15 protein-coding genes and 1 pseudogene are annotated in these 20,163 nt (G+C 58.4%); 8 read left to right on the top strand and 8 right to left on the bottom strand.

Annotated features, from left to right (window positions below; translation table 11 throughout):
- Window positions 1–599 precede the first annotated feature (599 nt).
- Window positions 600–1,157: an ankyrin repeat domain-containing protein gene (locus tag JQ567_RS22710; protein WP_212440846.1), complete on the top strand. Its 558-nt coding sequence runs from the start codon at window positions 600–602 to the stop codon at window positions 1,155–1,157.
- Between the two features lie 534 nt (window positions 1,158–1,691).
- On the opposite strand, the gene JQ567_RS22705 is transcribed toward JQ567_RS22710, so the two are convergent.
- The 3 genes from JQ567_RS22705 to JQ567_RS22695 all read right to left on the bottom strand — a co-directional run bounded on the left by JQ567_RS22705 (window position 1,692) and on the right by JQ567_RS22695 (window position 6,837).
- The gene (locus JQ567_RS22705) at window positions 1,692–5,072 is read right to left on the bottom strand and encodes an adenylate/guanylate cyclase domain-containing protein (RefSeq protein ID WP_212440845.1); all 3,381 of its coding nucleotides are present in this window, start codon (window positions 5,070–5,072) and stop codon (window positions 1,692–1,694) included.
- Between the two features lie 361 nt (window positions 5,073–5,433).
- Complete coding sequence (locus JQ567_RS22700) at window positions 5,434–6,336, bottom strand: hypothetical protein (protein ID WP_212440844.1); 903 nt, start codon at window positions 6,334–6,336, stop codon at window positions 5,434–5,436.
- Window positions 6,337–6,444: 108 nt separating this feature from the next.
- The gene (locus JQ567_RS22695; RefSeq protein WP_212440843.1) at window positions 6,445–6,837 is read right to left on the bottom strand and encodes a hypothetical protein; all 393 of its coding nucleotides are present in this window, start codon (window positions 6,835–6,837) and stop codon (window positions 6,445–6,447) included.
- A gap of 265 nt (window positions 6,838–7,102) precedes the next feature.
- Between JQ567_RS22695 and JQ567_RS22690 the strand changes: the two genes are divergently transcribed.
- Window positions 7,103–7,507, top strand: coding sequence for a transposase (locus tag JQ567_RS22690; protein ID WP_212440842.1), 405 nt, complete (start codon window positions 7,103–7,105; stop codon window positions 7,505–7,507).
- A 500-nt stretch (window positions 7,508–8,007) separates the two neighbouring features.
- On the opposite strand, the gene JQ567_RS22685 is transcribed toward JQ567_RS22690, so the two are convergent.
- Window positions 8,008–8,397, bottom strand: coding sequence for an NUDIX hydrolase (locus JQ567_RS22685; RefSeq protein ID WP_212440841.1), 390 nt, complete (start codon window positions 8,395–8,397; stop codon window positions 8,008–8,010).
- A gap of 135 nt (window positions 8,398–8,532) precedes the next feature.
- Window positions 8,533–8,943 carry a VOC family protein gene (locus tag JQ567_RS22680; protein ID WP_212440840.1) on the bottom strand — a complete coding sequence of 137 codons (411 nt, stop codon included), beginning with the start codon at window positions 8,941–8,943 and terminating at the stop codon, window positions 8,533–8,535.
- A 962-nt stretch (window positions 8,944–9,905) separates the two neighbouring features.
- Here JQ567_RS22680 and JQ567_RS22675 point away from each other — a divergent pair.
- From JQ567_RS22675 to JQ567_RS22660, 4 genes and pseudogenes are all read left to right on the top strand, one after another.
- Window positions 9,906–11,701 (top strand): annotated as a pseudogene (locus tag JQ567_RS22675) (adenylate/guanylate cyclase domain-containing protein).
- A gap of 238 nt (window positions 11,702–11,939) precedes the next feature.
- A complete protein-coding gene (locus tag JQ567_RS22670; RefSeq protein ID WP_212440839.1) occupies window positions 11,940–12,917 on the top strand; it encodes an ABC transporter substrate-binding protein in 978 nt (325 codons plus the stop codon).
- A 565-nt stretch (window positions 12,918–13,482) separates the two neighbouring features.
- Complete coding sequence (locus JQ567_RS39090; RefSeq protein WP_212440838.1) at window positions 13,483–13,836, top strand: nuclear transport factor 2 family protein; 354 nt, start codon at window positions 13,483–13,485, stop codon at window positions 13,834–13,836.
- 199 nt (window positions 13,837–14,035) lie between these two features.
- The gene (locus JQ567_RS22660; protein ID WP_212440837.1) at window positions 14,036–14,275 is read left to right on the top strand and encodes a hypothetical protein; all 240 of its coding nucleotides are present in this window, start codon (window positions 14,036–14,038) and stop codon (window positions 14,273–14,275) included.
- A gap of 971 nt (window positions 14,276–15,246) precedes the next feature.
- Here JQ567_RS22660 and groL read toward each other — a convergent pair.
- A complete protein-coding gene (gene groL, locus JQ567_RS22655; protein ID WP_212440836.1) occupies window positions 15,247–16,896 on the bottom strand; it encodes a chaperonin GroEL in 1,650 nt (549 codons plus the stop codon).
- Window positions 16,897–16,986: 90 nt separating this feature from the next.
- The gene (locus tag JQ567_RS22650; RefSeq protein ID WP_212440835.1) at window positions 16,987–17,304 is read right to left on the bottom strand and encodes a co-chaperone GroES; all 318 of its coding nucleotides are present in this window, start codon (window positions 17,302–17,304) and stop codon (window positions 16,987–16,989) included.
- A gap of 377 nt (window positions 17,305–17,681) precedes the next feature.
- Here JQ567_RS22650 and JQ567_RS22645 point away from each other — a divergent pair, with 377 nt between their 5' ends.
- Together JQ567_RS22645 and JQ567_RS22640 are read left to right on the top strand one after the other, a co-directional pair.
- Window positions 17,682–17,969, top strand: coding sequence for an usg protein (locus JQ567_RS22645; protein WP_212440834.1), 288 nt, complete (start codon window positions 17,682–17,684; stop codon window positions 17,967–17,969).
- Between the two features lie 155 nt (window positions 17,970–18,124).
- On the top strand, window positions 18,125–18,700 hold the full coding sequence (locus tag JQ567_RS22640; RefSeq protein WP_212440833.1) for a cupin domain-containing protein: 576 nt from the start codon (window positions 18,125–18,127) through the stop codon (window positions 18,698–18,700).
- Window positions 18,701–18,838: 138 nt separating this feature from the next.
- Here the strand turns inward: JQ567_RS22640 and JQ567_RS22635 are convergent, their stop codons facing one another.
- Window positions 18,839–20,098: an MFS transporter gene (locus tag JQ567_RS22635; RefSeq protein ID WP_312017447.1), complete on the bottom strand. Its 1,260-nt coding sequence runs from the start codon at window positions 20,096–20,098 to the stop codon at window positions 18,839–18,841.
- Window positions 20,099–20,163 lie beyond the last annotated feature (65 nt).

The following is a 20,163-nucleotide window of genomic DNA, read 5'->3' as shown; positions in this document are numbered from 1 at the left end:
CTTTACCGCCGCGTCCGCTGTTCTAGGCACAGCGGATGCAAGTCGCACAAGCTCGATAATAATAATAGCCCGGATCGCAGCAAATTCTGTGGCGGGCTTGCAGCGCTTCGTCCCGTTCCTTCAACGGAACAACATCCAGTTCTATGCGACTCGCGTAAGCAAGACATAAGCTAGATTGCACCGGGGCTGAGCAGAGTTTAAGCCCGCAGTTATTTTGAGCCCGGTCGGCCGCTGGTCAGATTGCCAGCGGCCTTTTGATGGTCGAACTCGAACCGGGGACCAACGTCGCGAAAGGTGCGCTATGGAAGAGTGAAGGCAAAAAATCGCGTCTGGTCTATTCAGAAGTTGAGATCGGCTCTCTCACAACGATCCGCACTTGCTTGCGCAAATCCTATGCGACACAGGCCGCGCCATGTACGAAGGTCGGATCGGCAGCCGCTTGTACTTTCGCGCAAGGCCCGCCCATAAGGGATCCTGCTGCGGGGCGAAGGCTTGGACCGCTATCAGCCGCGCTGAGAATTTAGTATCTTCGGCTCGTTCACTGGAGCGGCGCGCCCATGCCACGTCCTGGAAATCCGTCCGCCGTATCGAAGGCTAGAATGGCGGCAAGTATCAATGCCAAAGAAGAGGAGCGGTGTAGGAAGTATAGGGATTTCAAGGCGATCGACGATGCCTACCGGAAGGGTGACATCGACGCTCTGCTTGTGGCTCTGGGGGATCCCTCTGACTTCCCGAATAGCCTGCATCCCTGGGATTTAGGGCTGGGTGACTTTCCGCTTGAGTACGCGATTTATTGGAGCCCGCTTGCGTTCATCGAAACGCTCCTCGACCATGGGGCAAATCCCAACTACCTGGATCGAGCCGGATTCCCCTCACTGATTGCGGCACTTTCGACCGACCGGCCTGACCGGCTCGAGCTTTTGCGTCTGCTGCTGTCCCGCGGTGCCGACATCGCGCAGCGTGGAGTAAATGACTGGACCCCGTTGCACTACGCTGTGAGCCGAGACGACGTCCCTGCAATCGAGCTCCTATTGGCGCATGGAGCTGACGTCAGCGCGAGGACGCGGATTGACGATTTCACAACACCGCTCGAAGAAGCAAAGCGATTGAACCATAAAAGCGTGGTTGACGCATTGAAGCGGTCAACTTCAGCTTGAGAGGCCGCGAATTCATAAACCATCAGCGCTGGTCAGCTTTGGTTTACCAGGCCGCTTAAGCGTTTTCGTCCGAGCCCATGCCATGGTGGCTTGCAGATCGGGGACAAGCCTCGACAGGGAAAGCGTCAGGGTCGGGCTGCCAAGCGGCCCGACCCGCCGTCTCGGGAGTGCAATGCGATCATCACAAAAAACAAAGCGCAAGAAGGCAAAGACGAACCTGGCTCTCGCTTATTTGTCCTCGACGCTATCGATGGCCACGCACAACCTGATCAATATGGTCGCAGTGACCGCGTCTCGGGCGCGGTTCTGATTGCGCTTCTCACCGTCAGGCATTTTTGAAGCGGGGCGCATTCGCCAATCGAATGTTATGGAATGTTGATTTATCGTATCGCCAAAGGCTGCCACATGCGAGAATGAACAGACGGCTTGACCGGACGGATCTGGGCAACGATCAACGAGCGGCACGTGACAAAGGCAGAGATCGACGCCACGCTGGCGCATTCGAATTAACCAATCGACTGCCAAGGATGAGAATCAGTGCAGAGCGCTTTGAACGTCGCGCGCCCGCCTAACGTCAGCCGTTTCGGCTCCTTTGTCAAACCAACGGCAGATTGGTTCCAGCAGCGCGCGCGCCTCATCAGGCCTTCCTTGCGTCCGCCAGAGTTCTGCAAGGCTTGTGGCGGCGCGTAGTTCCAAGGACTTGGCGCTTTGACCACGCGCCACTTCAATAGACTTCCTAAGATGAGACTCAGCTTCGCTTACCTTCGATGGGTTGAGCGCTACAAGAATTTGCGCTCTTTGCCGATGCAATTCCGGTTCCCATGACCTGCCTGTCACCTCACCAGTATTGGCCAGGATCCCCTCGACAATCGATAGAGCGCGTTCATTTTCGCCAGCTTTGGCGTACAGGTCCGCCAGCCAGCTATCCATCATTGGAAGCATGAAGCCGACGCCATTACGTCGCGCTTCGTCGATTCCCAGTGCCATTTCGTCCCGGGCCTCTTCAAGTCGGCCTAGTTCGCCGACTGCTCGGCCTCGCGAAATTCTGGACAAAATTACGTACAGCGAAAACCGCTGTTCTTGTGACATTTCATAGCTTTTTTCGGCGCTTTCGAAGGCGCGAGCGGCATCCCCGCGCAGGAGGTGCACAACAGAAGTCATGTAATGAGCGAACGCCACGGTGTATGGGTGCCCAAGGTCTTGACCCAAGGCAAGCGCTTCCGAAACGCGGGAAAGGGATTGATCCGGATAGCCCAGAAACCACAAGTCCCAAGATAGGAGCAGAAGTGAAGCCGCTTGGGGTTCCACCATGTAAAGATTGGATAGGGGCTGTTTTCCTTTGCCAATCGAGAGCTTGATTGACTCCGCGAAATGGTTCGCTGACGATTGGAAGTCCCCAATCGTCAATAACGTACTGCCCATCACTCTATGAGCCACCATTAGCGGCACGGGTTGGGACAACGCTCGTGACCGTGACAGGAACTCATCAGCTAAGCGGAGCGCATCATCATTCTTTCCACCCATCCAGGAGTGCCCCCACAACCCAAACAGGGCTTGGAAATACTCAGGGATGTCGCCGAGTTGCAGGCATAAGGTACGAGCCCGCGAAAACGCTTCGCGGGTTTCCGCGGAGGCATACCCTTGAATGGCGATAAGCGGTATTCCTAACGCCAATTGAATGTCGATCTCTTGTTTGATCCGTTCAGGCGTTTCCGGCAAAGCGTCCAGAAGCTGAAGGGCATTTCGAAAGCTAGCAATCGCTTCGACGTTGGCGGAATGCGCGAGCGCGCCCTGCCCAGACTTGAACCAGCAACGAATGGCCAGTTGGTGATTGCCTGCTTCTTGATAGTGATAAGCCAGGACTTGGGGTTGATTTTCGGCGAGCTCCGAAAAGTCATGCTCTAAGATTGCCGCGATGTCCGCGTGTATCTGCTGCCTCTTACTCCTAAGCAAAGAGTCGTAGATTGCGTCACGCAACAACGCATGCTTGAAGGCGAAACGAAGGAAAGGCGAAATTCCGACTCGATAGACGATGTCAGCCTGTTCGAGCAACGAGAGGGCCGACAGCATATCGTCATCGTCAATTCGCGATGCAGCCGACAAGAGATCATAGGAGAACTCGCGCCCAATCACAGCCGCAATCTGTGCAAGTCTGCGACTCGGCGCAACGCGGTCGAGCCGCTCCATCAATGCATCACTCAGCGTGTCCGGAACCCTGAGTAATGCTGGCTGTGCTGCGGGCTCGAAAGTGCCTCGGGTTCGTAAAGGCGCACTCAACATACTGCTTGTCAGTTCCTCTATGAATAGCGGGACGCCATCGGCCTTTTCGATAATCCGGTCGAGCACCGCTTGGGGCATGCTCCCTCCCCTCAAGATATCTCCGATCATCGCCTTCACTTCGGTGAGCGATAATCGAGTGAGCGAGTGCATGGTGGTGTTCGCATGGGTCATCCATGTGGGGCGGAACTCGGGCCGGCACGACACAATAAGTAGCACGCGGGCGTGGTCGATCCGGCCGATAATCGATTCAAGCAGCTCAAGCGTCGATGGATCTAGCCAGTGCGCATCCTCGAAGATGCAGAGCGTGGGGCGTTGGACAGAAAACGCCAAGATCATGTCGACAAGCGTGCTTATCGTCCTGTTTTTTATTTGCTGCGGCGTAAGACCAGATAATTCGAGGTTATTTTCCAAAGGGATTGATAACAGTTTGGCAATGAGCAGGACCGGCTCTTTGGAATTATCAGTTGAGCGCGGAAGGTAAGTTGTAAGCTTGGCAATCTTATCTGCCTCGGCCTCGCGAGCTGTTAGTTGGGCCGCTTGTTCGATCTGCCCGATCACCGGAAAGAATGCGCTCTGACTGTGATAGGGCGAGCACTGATGGTGCAGCAAGACGTGTGGTTCCTGCTGAATATGCGATTTCAATTCGTGGAGGAGCCTTGATTTTCCGACTCCGGGAATACCCGAGAGCAATATGACTTGGCCGTCACCCTCTTTGACTTTCTGCCACCTATCAAGCAGCAAGCTTACTTCACTTGAGCGTCCAATGAGCGGGGTAAGAGAGCCCGTATGCGCAGCCTCGAAGCGGCTAGCGGTATTTTTTGCCGCGAGCACGCGATACACGTGAAGAGGTTCAGTTACACCTTTGAGTTCCTGGAGCCCGAGGTCCTGAAAATCAAAAGCTGCCCATACGAGACGCCTCGTCGATTCCGAGATGAGGACCGTGTTGGCAGTGGCAAGGGTCTGTAGACGTGCGGCGATATTCGGCGTCTCTCCCACCGCGTCCATCGACCACGTACCACTATCTCCAATTTCACCGACAACAACCGGACCCGAGCAAACACCCACTCGACAATTCAGGGTAACTGGCCCTGCAATCTTCGTAACTCCGGAGACAATCTCCAGGCCGGCGTGAACAGCACGAACGGCGTCATCCTCGTGTGCACGGGGCCAGCCGAAAAATGCCATCACGCCATCGCCGAAATAGCGGGCGACCTCGCCTCCATAGCGCCCAATCGCCGCGCTGCACCCTACCCGATACGCGTCAATGAGTTTTTGGAGATCCTCAGGATCTAACTTCTCCGATAGCTGCGTAGATCCCACCAGGTCACAGAACATCACTGTGATCTGACGGAATTCAGCTTCGCGATGTTGCACAAGAGACGGTGGCACCACAGTGGCGCTTGAGACCGCTTTTGTTGTGCCGGTGCGCTGGCGCGCGGCCGTCAATGCTTCAATGGCCCTAAGCAGCTTCTTACGGTGACCTAGAGAAGATACTCCGAGTTTTTCGAGATCATTTTCCGTCAAATCCGGAAGGACGGAGTAGTCGATGTTGTTTTCTGCGAAGGTTTTGGCGTACTGACCTAGACCGTGTCTACCCAGCCACTCGGCTAAGTCGGTGGTTGTTGTCCTCGTCATTGCAGAGGCCCTTGCCTACTGCCGTAGTTCATTAAGAAGGAGTTGGGCTTCAGACCCACCATGTGGTGCCTTTGTTGCTTAAAACCAGGAAACCTCCTCCCGCGCACGATATCATATGAGCGTTATCATGTGAGCGTTCTTTTGACCGCTGGCTTTACCCGGCGGCGAAGCACAACTGCAGCTTGGCGCGACGACGCCAGCGCTGGGTGCCCTACCATGCTACCATGTCGGCCGAGCGCGAGCAGTCACGCGGGCCGAGTCGTGTTAAATCGCAACCGTGCTACAACGCTATGGAGAGCCGGCGCGTCGTTTCTCGTGCCTCACGCCTTGTCCAAACTGCGATGACTATTGCGCTATTCGCTCATGCCACGGGCCGAGCGCACCGTTTTTCACCGTGCATAGGATAAGAAGTGTGACGATACGGGAGCGCCTCTCCGAGCGCCTGCTCAAGCTCCTCAAGCATCTCCGCCTCGGATTTGAGAAGCTCGTGATTATATCCCTCCGCCAGGATCAATGCCGATTCATACGTCTCCTGAACGACCCTGATACGGTCATTCGCGGGAAGGGAGGCAACGAACTTGATCGTTTCTTCGACGTGAGTGGCCTCACTTCCGAGGGAGCTGTGACTTCTGAGGAAGCGGGTCGCATCGACGTCATGCGGACAGATCGCCTGCACCTTCTCGATATCGGTCTCCTGCTTGAGCGCGGCGATGCGCTCCAGGCAGTACGAATAGCCGATGCAGCCGATTGGATAGTCCTGGACGCAGAGATCATCGAAGCGCTTGCAGAGCGGCTTGATGCCCTCCGGGATAAAGCTAGCGACGAGTCGCTCGCCGGGCACACCCAGCGCACGCAGATCCTTGAGCGCGAGCCGGTCGTGACCGGTCTCCTCGCGCGCACGCTCCTCAAGGTAGGCCGCGACCTCGGGCCTCCCCAGCTCGTTGAAGCGCCCGGCGGCGCGCCGGAGATTTCGAGGCGTGTCGACAGACGTGTGATAGGCGCCGGCCAGGGCGACGATATAGCCGGCGATCGTCGGGTCAGGGCGCGCGAGGCGCTTTTCGATTCCCGCAAATCCAAGATTTATCGCGCCGTCAAGCAGCCCGACCGTGCTGCCCGCCGAGCCCACACCTGTCATCGGTGTCGCGAATGGATCTACGGTTTCTCTCGTGCCTCTCGGGGTATGAAACCAAACCTCTCCCGACTCGCGAGCGACGATAGAAATATCGCCCGTGACGTTGACCCACTCCGTGACCAGCCGTGCCATTTGAACCTCCACTTCCGCGTGAACGTCCGCGTGGTTTCTCGCAGGATGCGACCAAACTCGCGTCAAGCTAGAGACACCCCGCCTCACCCGAGACGGAGTGCAAGACCGCTAGATTCCGTTCGGCGTAACGGCCATCAGCAATTTGGCCGTTTCGAGAAGTGTTTGCCCTGCCGGCGCCGCTATCGTGCGCGCTTCATCCGGCAACACAAAAACGACTTCATCGTCGTCCTCCTGCTGCCAGCCGGTATTGTACTCAGCTTCCGTAAGCACAACGGGGTGGTTCAGAAAGACCCCCCGGTTCGCCAGCTCTGTTTGGACGGCAGCTTGATTGTTGTGATTGAGTAGCTTCTGTTTCAACGGATTACTGGCCCACGCGTCGACGACCAATTGTGCAAGGACATCACTTGTGTATGAAAAATCTAGCACCTTCACGTCTTGGTCGTTGATGTTAGCCTTGTTTTTCCAAATTCCTCGCTCCGGCTTCTGGTTCCTTTGGCCCATGGGCAACCCTCCCTAATCAAGCAAGCCCCGGCATTTTGCCATGCCGCGTACTTAACCACTTTAGTTGCGGTACTTTCTAGATGCAAGTTACGCTGGCGGTATCAGGTTAGCACACGGCGCACAAACGTCGGCTTCACACCCGCTAACCAGATGATCGAATAGCTGGCAATGTCCTCTTTTGATGCTGTGGACGGCTCCTCCACCGGCACATGAGTGCCACGGATGTGGGCGCTGTTAAAGCTCCCAGTATTCAGAGGAGCGAGCCATGCTGACGGTCACGACAATCGGTTTGGACATCGCCAAGTCAGTCTTCCAGGTGCACGGAGTTGATACCGCCGGCCAGGTGTTGGTCCGCCGGCAGTTGAAGCGCCGCCATGTCCTTGCATTCTTCCAGAAGGTGCCGCCATGCCTGGTTGGCATTGGGGCCTGTGCCTCGTCTCACTATTGGTCCCGCGAACTTCAGGCGATCGGCCATATCGTTCGGCTGATGCCGCCAGCTTACGCGAAGCCCTACGTCAAGCGGCCGAAGAATGACGCGACTGACGCAGAGGCGATTTGCGAGGCGGTTACCAGAGCCAACATGCGGTTCGTGCCAACCAAGACGCCTGAGCAACAGAGCTGCCTGATGCTTCACCGCACACGCCACCTGTTCACCAGCAGACCGCGGTGATTAATTCGATCCGGGCTTACCTTGCCGAGTTCGGCATCGTCGCACCGGTAGGGCGCAAAGGAGTTACGGAACTGCTGCATGTTGTTGCCGACCCGAACGACAACGGGTGCCAGAGGTTGCCCGTGCGTGCCTTGCCGCGCTTGGCGATCAACTGCTCAGACTCTGCCGCAAGCGCAACCCATCGCTGGAGCGCCCGAAGACGGCGGTGCCGATCCAAGTCGGTCAAACCAGTATTCGGCGGTAAAGCTGACGGTACCGATTTCAATCCCAAAGACGTCTCGAAGTAGGGATATTTCTTGATGGCCGATGTACGATGCAAGTCCACCCCGGGTTTAGACATCGCTTCCTCCTGGATGATGTTGTTGCCTCCTTCGGGCTGAGATCGGTCGCGGTGTGTTTCCGCGAACACTGGAAGCTACCCAAGCAGTCCGCTTCGCGTTGAGAAGCGGACTAAGCCGATCCAGACCGCGAAGTCCCCTTTGTGCCAAACGCGGAAGTAGTTAGCCTCGCTTGGGGAACAGCTTGTCGCGGATGTAACGAGAGGTCGGTGTTAACTGGATGCCGCGCGGGCGCGGTTTATGCCACGTCGCCTTGTCTATTTCCTGCTTGTCACCGATGGCGAGACGACCGGAGGCTCTATTAGCAATGAATATAGCATCGCTCATCTTCCGTCCTGATCTGGGGTTCTTGGCCTTGACTTCTTTCCAGAGCTTCAACCGCCCCAGTTTGAGCTTTGGAAGCTCCTCCCGGATTTCCCTGCGCAGGCAATCTTTTTCCGTTTCCCGCCCACGCCTACGACCCCCAGGGAACATCCATAACCGGTCGCGCCTTCTCCTCACCAACAAGACGCGCCCGCGCTTTGCCGCAACGAGTTTTGATGACTTTGCCATTACTATTCTGCGCTGCCCTAACATCGAATCGTTTGCCCGATTTTATAAGATCCTCGACGCAATAATAGCGTTACCCTACCCCATGCTTCAGATTGAAATATACGACGCGACTACGAAGATGCGTACGCCGTTGAGTTAGTCCTCGTAAGCTGAAATCTCGATAAGGCTACCATCCGGGTCGCGACAATAGACCGACTTCAAGGAGCCGATTGCACCTTGCTTGTTCACCGGTCCTTCTTCAATGGTAACGCCACAGCTCTTGAGATGGTCAATCACCTCCTGCGGCGTTGTGTCTGTCAAAAAACAGAGGTCCTCACTGCCTGCTTCTTCGTGGTCGGCTGTGACCCATTCTTCCTTGTCTGCTGAGACTGGACGCAAGTTGACCTTTTGATTGCCGAACAGCAGTGAGATTCGTTTTTGCTTTCCGTGTCCCGGATCGAGGTCTTTTCTTTCCATGCCCAAGACGCGTTGGTACCACTCTGCGGAGACCTCCACGTCCGTGACGTTCGCTACGAGATCATTAAGGGAACTGACTTTGATGGGCATATAATGTACCGTCAGATGATCAGATGTTTCGTGACAAAGATCTACCAAGTGCAAGCATACACTTTTTGAATTTCCGCCAGCTTGCTCCCGCTCGCAGAGATTTGCTGGCCGCCTTTCCTGTTCAGGCGCCCAACGATTCCTCTATCGATAGGCCTTCGAGAAATTCAGCCAACGCGGTTTTCCAGCCACTTCCGCAGCCTCGGAAGAGCGGAAGCCGTGCACCCTCACTTTCACCCCCATCGGTGTTTTCCTGTGACGAAGTTCCCAGCAAAAGCAATCCGGGCCACCACCCTCCTGAGTGACAGCAACAAAGTAATCTCTATGTGTCGCGATCGGGATCATCGAGACTCTAACGTATTGTTCCCACGGAGGTTCAAAGTATTTGCCGCTCAAAAAAGCGCCACTGTGCCGTCGCAACTGCGCTATCCACGGTAAGGATGACATCGACCTTTAGCCTAACAAACTCTGTCGCGATCTCGCGCCGAAGCGGCCGCTCTTACCCTCCGCCCACCTGTAGACGATGGAGACGGTATGCCCATCGATCCAGCCGAGTTCGCACAGGCGCTGCTCGAAACTCGCAACCAACGGAGCCCACGCGGTGGCCGCGCCTGCGCCCAGGAAGCCGATGATATTGACTGGCTGCTGCGCTCGTGCAACCGCGCTGGCCGCGCCGCCGCCGCACCGGCCACAAGCGTGATGAACCCGCGTCGCTGCATTGCCAATCCCACGATGCTCCCAGCCCGAGCGTAAGCGGCTTTTCGGCACTGGTCCAAGCGGTCGGATGTCCGAAGTGGGTCATTCGCGTCGATTTGACCGGACCACGGCGACTTCCGATCTACCCCAGGGAACAGACATTCTCAGCATAGCCGAGCATGTCTCAAAGGTGCCAATATGCGACATCAGCCTTAGTGGGCATCCCATCTGATCTGTCGTACAATCGCATCTAGGTTGGATCGTGGGCCATGGTGCAGGAGCGGCCAGTCCGGGTCGAGCGGAGGTTGTCGGCGATATTGGCCGCCGACGTAGCTGGCTACTCGCGGTTGATGCACAATGACGAAGAGGCGACCCATGCCAAACTGGCCGCGCTCCTAACCGACGCCGTCGCCCCGGCAATTGCCGAACACGGCGGCCGTGTCGTGAAGAACACCGGCGACGGGTTTTTGGCGGAGTTTCCGAGCGCGGTCGAAGCCATCCGAGCTGCGGTGCAGTTCCAAGCGCGTGTTAACGAGCTTACAACCGGTGACGTGGAAGAGAGACGCATTGTATTCCGCGTGGGCGTCAATATCGGTGACGTAATCGTTGAACACCACGACATCTTCGGCGACGGAGTTAACATTGCTGCTCGGCTTGAAAGCATCGCAGAGCCGGGCGGCATCTGCATCTCGTCTGCTGCCTACGATCAAGTCCGAGGCAAGGTCGGCGTTGAGTTCGCCGATCTGGGTGAGCAGAACCTCAAGAACATCGACGACCCGGTGCGGGCCTATGCCTTAGTCCAGCATGAGCTCGGCCTGCCGACAGAGGGCGGCAGCACGACACTCAGCCGACCTTCGGCGCCGCACCTGTCCCTAGTGGTGTTGCCGTTCGCGAACATCGGGGCGATCCCGAGCAGGAATACTTTGTGGATGGCGTCACAGAGAGCCTGACCACAGACTTATCGCGCATCAGTGGCGCGCTTGTGATTGCGTGTAACACAGCGTTCACGTTCAAGGGCAAAGCAATCGATGTCAAGAAGCTGGGACGTGAGCTGAACGTCCGCTATGTACTGGAGGGTTCGATGCAGCGTGGCGGCAACCGCCTCCGCGTGAACGTCCAGTTGATCGACGCCGAAACCGGCAACCAACTCTGGGCCGAGCGTTTCGACAAGCCTGTCGCTGACCTCTTCGACATGCAGGACGAAATCGTATCGAGGCTGGCCAACACGCTCGACGCGGAACTCATTGTTGCCGAAGCAAGACGCGCGGAGAGTTCGTTACATCCAGACGCCTTGGATTTGGTGTTCCAGGGCCGAGGCTGGCTCAACAAGGGGCTGATCCCCGATTACATGGCGCGGGCGCGCGGTTTTTTCGAGAAGGCGGTGGCGCTTGATCCCGAAAATGTCGAGGCCATGGTTGGTTTGGCGCGGGTCGATGCGATGACTGGATCTGCCCTTATGACCGACGACTGGTCAGCGCGGCTCGCCTCGGCCGAGGCGACTTTAACCAAAGCGTTATCGCTCGCGCCGAACCATGCTGTGGCTCACATGTTGATGGGCATCGTGCAAGTGGTCACGAAGCGCGCGGCCCAAGCCATTGCTCAATGCGAGCACGCAACGGCTCTGGATCGCAATTTGGCTCCCGCTCATGCTGTCATCGGGGGCGCAAAGTTCTTTCTAGGTCGCGGCGAAGAAACTGAACCCCACATCAATGAGGCACTCCGCCTTTCTCCTCGCGACATTTTTGCCCATCGATGGATGGCAATCGTCGGCTTCGCCAAGGCGCAGCTCGGTGCCGATGCCGAAGCAATCGTCTGGCTGCCCCGGGCTCTCGACGCAAACCGAAACCATTCCACCGCGCATTTCGTTCTCGCGGCTGCGCTGGCGCGGCTCGGGGAGCTGGACGAAGCGCGCGCCACAGTGCAAGCGGGACTTGCGCTCGATCCGAATTTCACCATTCGCCGCTTTCGTGATGCCACCAACGCACGGAGCGACATTCCGACTTTCCTTGCCTGGCGCGACCGCGTGATTGAGGGCATGCGATTGGCCGGGGTGCCTGAGGGCTGATGTCCGAGTTGGGTCCAATCGCGTCGGTTTGACGGTCGGCCAGCCACTTCCGGTCTACCTCCGTCAACGGACATCGCCAGATCGGCTCGGCTCTTCCGCTTCGTGCCAACAAGCGACATTGCGCCGGGCGGTGCGCCGTTGGCGCGTCGACAATTTGGCCGTCACGACGGGCCCTCGGCGTGCTATCATTCCAATTGAAATTAATGGGCCTCAGTCTCGGCGTGGGAGGAGAGTTGCCATGAGGCGACGGGATTTCATCGCGCTCGTTGGCGGCACGGCCGGGACATGGCCGCTCGCCGCCCGCGCTCAGGTTTCGACCAAGCGGCCACTTATCGCTGTTCTGGTTGCGGTCACGCGAAAAGGCAATCCGGTGCTCAACGCTTTTGTTCGGGGCTTGCGAGAAGTCGGCTACGTCGAAGGCCAGAATGTCGATATTGCATGGCGTTTCGCCGAAGGCCGGATGGATCGATTTCCTGAGCTGGCAGACGAGTTGGTCCGACTTATGCCAGACGTGATCATGGTCGCGGTCACTCCGGCCGCCGTCGCGGCAAGGAGGTTGACGCAAACCATCCCGATTGTTTGCCCATTGCTTGCCGACCCGATCCGCCTTGGTTTGATTGCGAGCGTGTCACGACCGGGGGGCAACGTCACTGGTCTCCTATTCCGCATTGAGGGTCTCGCGGATAAGCAACTCGAGCTTGCGCTCGAATTGATCCCAAATGTGGCCAGAATCGGATTGCTGGTGAATGTTGCCAGTGGGATCATAATCGATCGCCAAGAAGCAGAGAGTGCGAGTCAGAGGTTAGGGATCAAGTTGATTCCCGCCGCGGTTCGGACGCCCGATGATCTCGACGCGGCGTTTCAGGCATTGGCAAATGACGGCGTTCAAGCTGTCATCGTGCTTGTCGATGGTATGCTGTTCAACGAACGAAATAGGGTCGCCGCACTTGCGGCGGCGGCGCGGCTGCCAGCCATCTACGGCTTTCGCGACCATGTCGATGCGGGCGGCCTAATCAGCTACGGGGTCAACTTGGCCGACAACTTTCATCGTGCGGCGGCCTACGTTGACAACATCCTCAAGGGCGCCAAACCGGGTGATCCGCCGGTCGAGTTTGCCACCAAGCTCGAAATGGTGATTAATCTGAAATCGGCTAAGGCACTTGGCCTCACGGTGCCCCCCTTATTGCTCGTGCGCGCCGACGAAGTGATCGAATGAGCGATACCCACTATGTCCGTTCCGGGTCACTCGCGTCGGTTTGACCGGATCACGGCGACTTCCGGTCTACCCCCGGTGAACGGACATTCTCAGGATAGGCGGGCATGTCTCAAAGGTGCTAGAAACATGGGATCACATCGACAAATGAAAGAGGCCGCCAACTGAGGCGGCCTTTTACATGAACGCGATAACTAACCCCATCGCGACCAGAGCTTCTACACCAGTGATGGCGATGCCTAGATATAGGCCACCCATGACGTCAGATTGGAACTTGGGTTGTTTGCCCGACACTGCACTATCTCCACGCAATTTCCCACCACGACACACCAAGCGGAAGGACGGGCAAATCGTTCCGGCGGAACTGCACACTCCCAACATCGTGCTCATGGCGGGGATCGCTATGCCGCATGCAACCCCAGTGGACGGTCGGTCAGGGGGATGATCCGGAAACGTCGCCCGGCTTTTGCGATTGGTGACGAAACGTGGGCTGAACAACGAGTTCACCACGTGTTCATCTGCAAAATCCTAATAGGCGCTCGGGAGGCGCTTATAGGGAGGTGGACACATGTCGGACGCCCGGAACGGCTTCGATGCGATTGGAGTTGTGGTCGATTGGATCGACGCCTGTAAGCAACGTAGGCTAGATGATTTGCTAAACCTCTATGATGCCACGGCCACCGTTGAATGCTGCGAAGGCGGAAGCTTTCGAGGCCGATCCGAGATGGAACGATACTGGCGCTCGCGGTTAGCGCGATCGCGCCTAGGTACCTTCGAGATCGACGCATTGATGCCGAAGCCAGATGGCGTGACGCTCGATTATCGAGGGTACGACGGCCTGCCCGTGCGGACGCATTTCCGCTTCACAAGTACAGGCAAGATAAGTCTCACAGCCTCCGCGCCTATTAGAGCAGCCGCCTAAAGTGCCTTGGTCGCCGCTGCCGGCGGGCTCGGCGGCAAGATCTTGCTACTAATGACTCGCCGCGCCCCCCCGATTCCCTGAGGACTTTGCCGTGCGAATGCCGCTAGATCGAAGGTCGCGCCTCTCGCAAGTGGAACCCGAATTGCTCTTGTTCTGTTAGGTATGGGAGGAGCGGCCTCCAACCAGTCGAGCCAACCCTATGCCCAAGGTCCGCGTTTCAATGCCGGAATTGCAGCGTCGAGCTTTGTTAGAAGTGAGAAAGCAGCCGGGCTGTCATAACGTGCAGGAAATAGCGATCAATCGTGTTGCAAAGCACCCTGAAAATAACTGGTCGCTCTGCGTGCTCGCAGCGGGCGCGGCAGATGCCAATACCGCCGCGCGCGCGGCGGTTCACGTCCAAACCGTTTTGCGCCGAAACTATGATCTGCTGACTGATTGATCTGTAGGTCCATAAAAGGAAGGCGGAGATCAAATGGACCACCGCTTCACATTCTCGATATTCACAATTGAGGTCAACGGCAGGCCAACGCTTGCGTTGCAGGCTAAGAGGCACAAGGATGCGGAACGTCTTTGCGAACATGTCCGGTTACGCACAAAGTTGAGTACAATTACGTCTCATGGCACCCCGTTGTGCGATGCCAGTGCCACGATGAAGGTCAGGTTGGCTACCGCCGAAGAAGCAGTTCTTTATCGGCAAGCAACGCAATCGACCGAGCCATCAGGTGACACTAACGTCGTGTACCTTGTGGATCTCGATGGATAGGCGGAACAAGAAAAAGAGGGCCGAAGCCCTCTTTCAAGATTAGTACCGACGATAGCCCCGATGATATCCGTAGCCGCGACGTACATAGGGGCGGCGGACGACGTAGGTCCCGCGCCGATACACGGGCCTTGTGCGGACGCAACCGCGCGGACCGCAGACCACTGCAACGCTCTCGACGTTCGAAGACTGGAACTGTCCCAGGGGGGCCAGCGAGAGCGACCATCTCCGCGCTAAACGCGCGCGAGCCGCCGGGCTTCCCCAGCGGCTCAAGCGTTGCGTAGCGATGTGTTGCGACGCGTAGCGTCGCGTGGCGGTGCAATGCGCCGAGCGCGCCGCGTTGCCTACCGTGATGTCGATAGTCCTACGCATCTCATCGACCACCCCAACCATGGTACAGTCGCGAGGCGACTTCAAGACAGCGCTGCTGCCATAAGACCTGCACTCTCTTTATGATTGTGCCTAAGAAGGCTGCAACTGTCGTAACGAGATGCAAAAGGAACCATGTAGCAGACACGCGCGTCGTTGACGGCCTTGAAACGCCGTCAATGATAGGCGATATCGTCGTCGAGATGGACTTGTAGCTAATGCAGAAAGCCCCGGCATTGCTGCCGGGCCTTTCTTACAGTTGGGGCTCTGAACGGTTAGACTTAGAAATCCATACCACCCATACCGCCCATGCCGCCACCGCCCAAAGGCATGCCGCCGCCTGCGTTCTTCTTTGGCACTTCGGCCACCATGGCTTCGGTGGTGATCAGCAGCGCTGCGACTGAGGCCGCGTTCTGGATCGCCACGCGAACCACCTTGGTCGGGTCGATAATGCCCTTGGCGACCAGGTTGCCGTATTCGCCGGTCTGCGAGTCGAAGCCGTACGAGTACTGATCCTTTTCGAGGATCTTGCCGACGATCACCGAGCCATCTTCACCTGCGTTGATAGCGATCTGGCGGGCCGGCGCGGATAGCGCCTTGCGCACGATCTCGACGCCGGTCTTCTGGTCGTCGTTCTTGGTGCGCAGACCTTTGAGATGCTCGGAGGCACGCAGCAGGGCGACGCCGCCGCCCGGCACGATGCCTTCCTCAACCGCCGCACGGGTCGCATGCATCGCGTCATCCACGCGATCCTTGCGCTCCCTCACTTCGACTTCGGTCGCGCCGCCGACGCGGATCACCGCGACGCCGCCTGCGAGCTTTGCCAGACGCTCCTGCAGCTTCTCACGGTCGTAGTCCGAGGTGGTTTCCTCGATCTGCGCCTTGATCTGCTGCACGCGCGCCTCGATGTCGGCCTTCTTGCCGGCGCCGTTGACGATGGTGGTGTTTTCCTTGTCGATCATCACCTTCTTGGCGCGACCGAGCATCTGCAGCGTGACGTTCTCGAGCTTGATGCCGAGATCTTCCGAGATCGCCTGACCACCGATCAGAACCGCGATGTCCTGCAGCATGGCCTTGCGGCGATCGCCGAAGCCCGGAGCCTTGACGGCCGCGACCTTGAGGCCGCCACGCAGACGGTTGACGACGAGGGTGGCGAGAGCTTCGCCTTCGACGTCTTCCGCGACGATGACCAGCGGCTTGCCGGTCTGCACCACGGCTTCGAGCAGCGGCAACAGTTCGTTCAGCGAGGAGAGCTTCTTCTCGTTGATCAGGATGTAGGCGTCGTCCATTTCAACGCGCATCTTGTCGGCGTTGGTGACGAAGTAGGGCGAGATATAGCCGCGGTCGAACTGCATGCCTTCGACGACGTCGAGTTCGGTTTCGAGCGACTTGGCTTCTTCAACCGTGATGACGCCCTCGTTGCCGACCTTCTTCATGGCGTCGGCGAGGAACTTGCCGATTTCGGCGTCGCCGTTGGCGGAGATGGTGCCGACCTGGGCGATTTCCTCGTTCGAGGTGACCTTCTTGGAGTTCTTGACGAGGTCGGCGACCACGGCTTCCACAGCCAGGTCGATACCGCGCTTCAGATCCATCGGGTTCATGCCGGCGGCAACCGACTTGGCGCCTTCACGGACGATCGCAGCGGCGAGCACGGTTGCGGTGGTGGTGCCGTCGCCGGCCGCATCTGCGGACTTGGAAGCGACTTCGCGCACCATCTGCGCGCCCATGTTCTCGAACTTGTCTTCGAGTTCGATTTCCTTGGCGACGGTGACGCCGTCCTTGGTGATGCGGGGAGCGCCGAACGACTTGTCGAGCACGACGTTGCGGCCCTTGGGGCCGAGGGTGACCTTCACCGCGTTGGCGAGAATGTCGACGCCGCGCAGCATGCGGTCGCGGGCATCAACGCCGAATTTGACTTCTTTAGCTGACATATTTGATTTCCCTGAGTTGTACTTGGTGTCTCACCCTTGTCGGGGAGCGCCTCGCAGGCGCTCCTCAGGGGTGAGCGTGTGCGAGTTGGCTTAGGCGGCCTTCTTCTTGGTCGCGGGAACGTCGGTGAGGACGCCCATGATGTCGCTTTCCTTCATGATCAGCAGTTCCTGGCCATCGAGCTTGACCTCGGTGCCGGACCACTTGCCGAACAGGACGCGGTCGCCGACCTTGAGGTCGATCGGGATCAGCTTGCCAGCTTCGTCGCGGCCACCGGGGCCGACGGCGGTGATTTCGCCCTGGGAGGGCTTTTCCTTGGCACTGTCCGGAATGATGATGCCGCCAGCGGACTTCTCTTCGGCGTCGATGCGCTTGACCACGACGCGGTCGTGAAGCGGACGGAATTTCATGCAGTCCTCCTAAGTTTTTGCAAATGTTGTCGATTTTGGCGTCTTGGCAGTCCGGGCAGGCGAGTGCCAACCCGGCTGCGGGTGATTTAGGCCAGTCTTGTTCGGGGGACAAGGGCTTCTAGCAGAAAAATTGGCACTCAAATATGACGGCTGCCAATTTCATTCATCATGATTAATCAGGGTAAACGGCCAGCCGACCTCGTATTAGCACATGCGGTAAGCTGCTGCTAACGCATGAATTTTCAACAGTTCATTAAACATTTAGGCTTGTGATGGGTTGGTATCGTGCGTCACATTTCTCTCATGTGAGCGCATCTCCGCCGGGGTGGCTCGGTGTGGCCACCACGTGAAATGCGCTTCCTAAAATGGAGGTTGGCATGGTCTCGCGGGTTGGAGTTGTTTCCGACGATTTCCGGAAGCAGGTGCTGGGTTATGGGCTGACGACGGCGCAAATTCTGTATCGGCTGCCGGATCATCCCTCGCTGCTGCAGACCTACGTCTGGCAGAACTACGATCTGTTTCCGAAATTTCCGGCGCTGAAAGATTTTCTGGCCTTCTGGCAGGAAAAGCTCGACGGCCCGCTGTATTCGGTCACGGTCGCGCATTCCAAGCTGATCAAGCCGGCCGAGCTTCGCGCCGTGGACGGCGTGTTCAGACTGAATTGAGCGGAAAGGATTGTAGGGTGGGCAAAGCGCAAGCGTGCCCACCATTCCTTGCGCGATGAAGATGGTGGGCACGGCGCAAGCGCGCCTTTGCCCACCCTACGAGGCGCATTTTGTGCTAGCCTCTCCCCACCAAACGATCAGGGGAGGCAAGAAAAATGGCCAAGCAAAAAGCGACACCGAAAGCCGCAGCCAAAACCGCGGTGAAGAAAAAATGGACGGGCCTCGGCGCGGCAGCCAAGTCCTCAGCCCGCAAGACCATCACATCAAAAGGCCGCGTCGCCACGGCCAAATCGAAGGCGGCCGCCAAGCCAGCGGCCAAGGCCGTAGCAAAGCCGAAGGCGCGGCCGAAACAGCGCATCGCCATCAGCCATCACCGCGATGAGGATTTCAAGGCCGACGGCCTGCGCACCTATGCGCAGTACCGCGATCTCGGCATTGCCGCGGCGACCCATGGCCTGGCGCAGGCGCATGTGATCCGGCTGATCGGCCCCTGCAACCCCGAGGAAGTTTCAAAACTGCATTACCACGACGTCGAATTCCAGATGGTCTATGTGCTCAAGGGCTGGGTGAAGACCTACATGGAAGGCCAGGGCGAGACCTTGATGAAAGAGGGCGGCTGCTGGACCCAGCCGCCGCGCATCAGGCATCTGATCCTGGATTATTCCGACGACGTCGAATTGCTGGAAGTGATTTTGCCGGCGGAATTCAAGACGGTGGAATTGGGGACTTAAGAGCGCGCGAGCGCCGATTTTAGTGTTCGTCATGGCCGGGCTTGTCCCGGCCATCTACGTCTTTTGTTGCTTCATGAAGAAGTAAGTGGTGGATGCCCGGGGCGTAGGCGAGCGTAAGCGACGCCGTCCTTCAGACGGCTATGCCGGGGCATGACGGAGTGATTTCGTCTCCGGCATCACGAACGCGATCAGGCAAAGCCCTAAACATCCGATCGCGGACAGGCCGAGGAAGGCCGCGCTGTGGCCGAAATGGTCGCTGACATAGCCCGCCAATACATTGCTGCATGCCGCGCCGATCCCCACCGCCGTCCCCACCACGCCCTGGGCGAGGTTGAAATGGCCGCTGCCGAAGGCGATGTCGGCGACGGTCAACGGGATGAGAACGCCGAACACCGCGGCGGTAATGCCGTCAAAGAATTGCACGGCGACCAGCAGATAGGGATCGGTGACGGTTGCGAACAGCACGCCGCGGATGGCGAGCGCGGTGAAGCCGATCAGCAGCAGCGGCCGGCGGCCCCATTGCTGCGCCTTGCGGCCCACCGATGGCGAGGTCAGCGCCACGATCGCCTGCGGCAGGATGATGCACGCCGCGATCAGCACCGGCGCCCACTGGGTCGAACGCGTCGTCACGATGCCGGCCATCAAGGGGAGCATCGCGGCGTTGGCGAGCTGCAGCAACATCACGGCGCCGGCAAAAATCAGGAGCGGGCGCTGGCGCAGCAGATGCAGCACGCTGGTGGCTTCAGGATCCGGCTTGGCGCGGACGATCGCGCCATGGGCCTGCTCCGGATCGATTTCGCGATCCCTGATCCGGGCCAGCGCTATGATGGTGAAGATCACCAGAACGAAGGTGGCGAGAAACACCGAGCGGCTGGACAGGAAATAGCCGCAGGCGCCCATCAGCGCTGCGGCGAAGCCGTTGCCGAGCGAGGCAAATCTGGCATTGCGCCCGAGCCGTTCGCCGATCGCGGCCGGTCCGACCAATCCAAGGCTGATCGCGGCGATCGCCGGGCCGAGCACGCAACTCGCCATGGCGTGCAATGTCGCCGCCGCCGCGATGACGGGAAAGATCGGCCATGCCGCATAGGCCAGCGCTGCGACTCCGATCGCCGCGACCGCGAAACCGGCGACCAGCCGTTCTCTCCGGGCGGCGTCGATGATGGCGCCGCCCGGCATCTGGCCGATCAACCCGACAATGCCGCCGATCGACAGCACCAGCCCGATCTCGACCTGGGTCCATTTTTGCGTCGTCAGATAGACCGCGACGAACGGACCAAAGCCGGTCTGGACGTCGGCGAGAAAGAAGATGAACCAGTCGAGGCCGCGCTGGCTTTGCGCCGAAGGGTGCGGCTCGGGCGATGCCGGCGGCGGCGGTGACGTGTCGCCGCGTTCATCGATGGACGGCGCGCCCCGCGTCTCATCGGCAAAATCCTTGGCAGGATCTTTGGGATATGGGTTCGGGC

This window comes from Bradyrhizobium sp. AUGA SZCCT0431 (assembly GCF_018131065.1).
In the GTDB taxonomy this organism is placed as follows: Bacteria; Pseudomonadota; Alphaproteobacteria; order Rhizobiales; family Xanthobacteraceae; genus Bradyrhizobium.
This window is presented reverse-complemented; position numbering and strand designations above follow the sequence as displayed.

Coding starts and splice junctions, on each gene's coding strand:
- JQ567_RS22710 (WP_212440846.1), top strand. CDS start 600: ATGGCGGCAAGTATCAATGCCAAAGAAGAGGAGCGGTGTAGGAAGTAT.
- JQ567_RS22705 (WP_212440845.1), bottom strand. CDS start 5,072: ATGACGAGGACAACAACCACCGACTTAGCCGAGTGGCTGGGTAGACAC.
- JQ567_RS22700 (WP_212440844.1), bottom strand. CDS start 6,336: ATGGCACGGCTGGTCACGGAGTGGGTCAACGTCACGGGCGATATTTCT.
- JQ567_RS22695 (WP_212440843.1), bottom strand. CDS start 6,837: ATGGGCCAAAGGAACCAGAAGCCGGAGCGAGGAATTTGGAAAAACAAG.
- JQ567_RS22690 (WP_212440842.1), top strand. CDS start 7,103: ATGCTGACGGTCACGACAATCGGTTTGGACATCGCCAAGTCAGTCTTC.
- JQ567_RS22685 (WP_212440841.1), bottom strand. CDS start 8,397: ATGGCAAAGTCATCAAAACTCGTTGCGGCAAAGCGCGGGCGCGTCTTG.
- JQ567_RS22680 (WP_212440840.1), bottom strand. CDS start 8,943: ATGCCCATCAAAGTCAGTTCCCTTAATGATCTCGTAGCGAACGTCACG.
- JQ567_RS22670 (WP_212440839.1), top strand. CDS start 11,940: ATGAGGCGACGGGATTTCATCGCGCTCGTTGGCGGCACGGCCGGGACA.
- JQ567_RS39090 (WP_212440838.1), top strand. CDS start 13,483: ATGTCGGACGCCCGGAACGGCTTCGATGCGATTGGAGTTGTGGTCGAT.
- JQ567_RS22660 (WP_212440837.1), top strand. CDS start 14,036: ATGCCCAAGGTCCGCGTTTCAATGCCGGAATTGCAGCGTCGAGCTTTG.
- groL (WP_212440836.1), bottom strand. CDS start 16,896: ATGTCAGCTAAAGAAGTCAAATTCGGCGTTGATGCCCGCGACCGCATG.
- JQ567_RS22650 (WP_212440835.1), bottom strand. CDS start 17,304: ATGAAATTCCGTCCGCTTCACGACCGCGTCGTGGTCAAGCGCATCGAC.
- JQ567_RS22645 (WP_212440834.1), top strand. CDS start 17,682: ATGGTCTCGCGGGTTGGAGTTGTTTCCGACGATTTCCGGAAGCAGGTG.
- JQ567_RS22640 (WP_212440833.1), top strand. CDS start 18,125: ATGGCCAAGCAAAAAGCGACACCGAAAGCCGCAGCCAAAACCGCGGTG.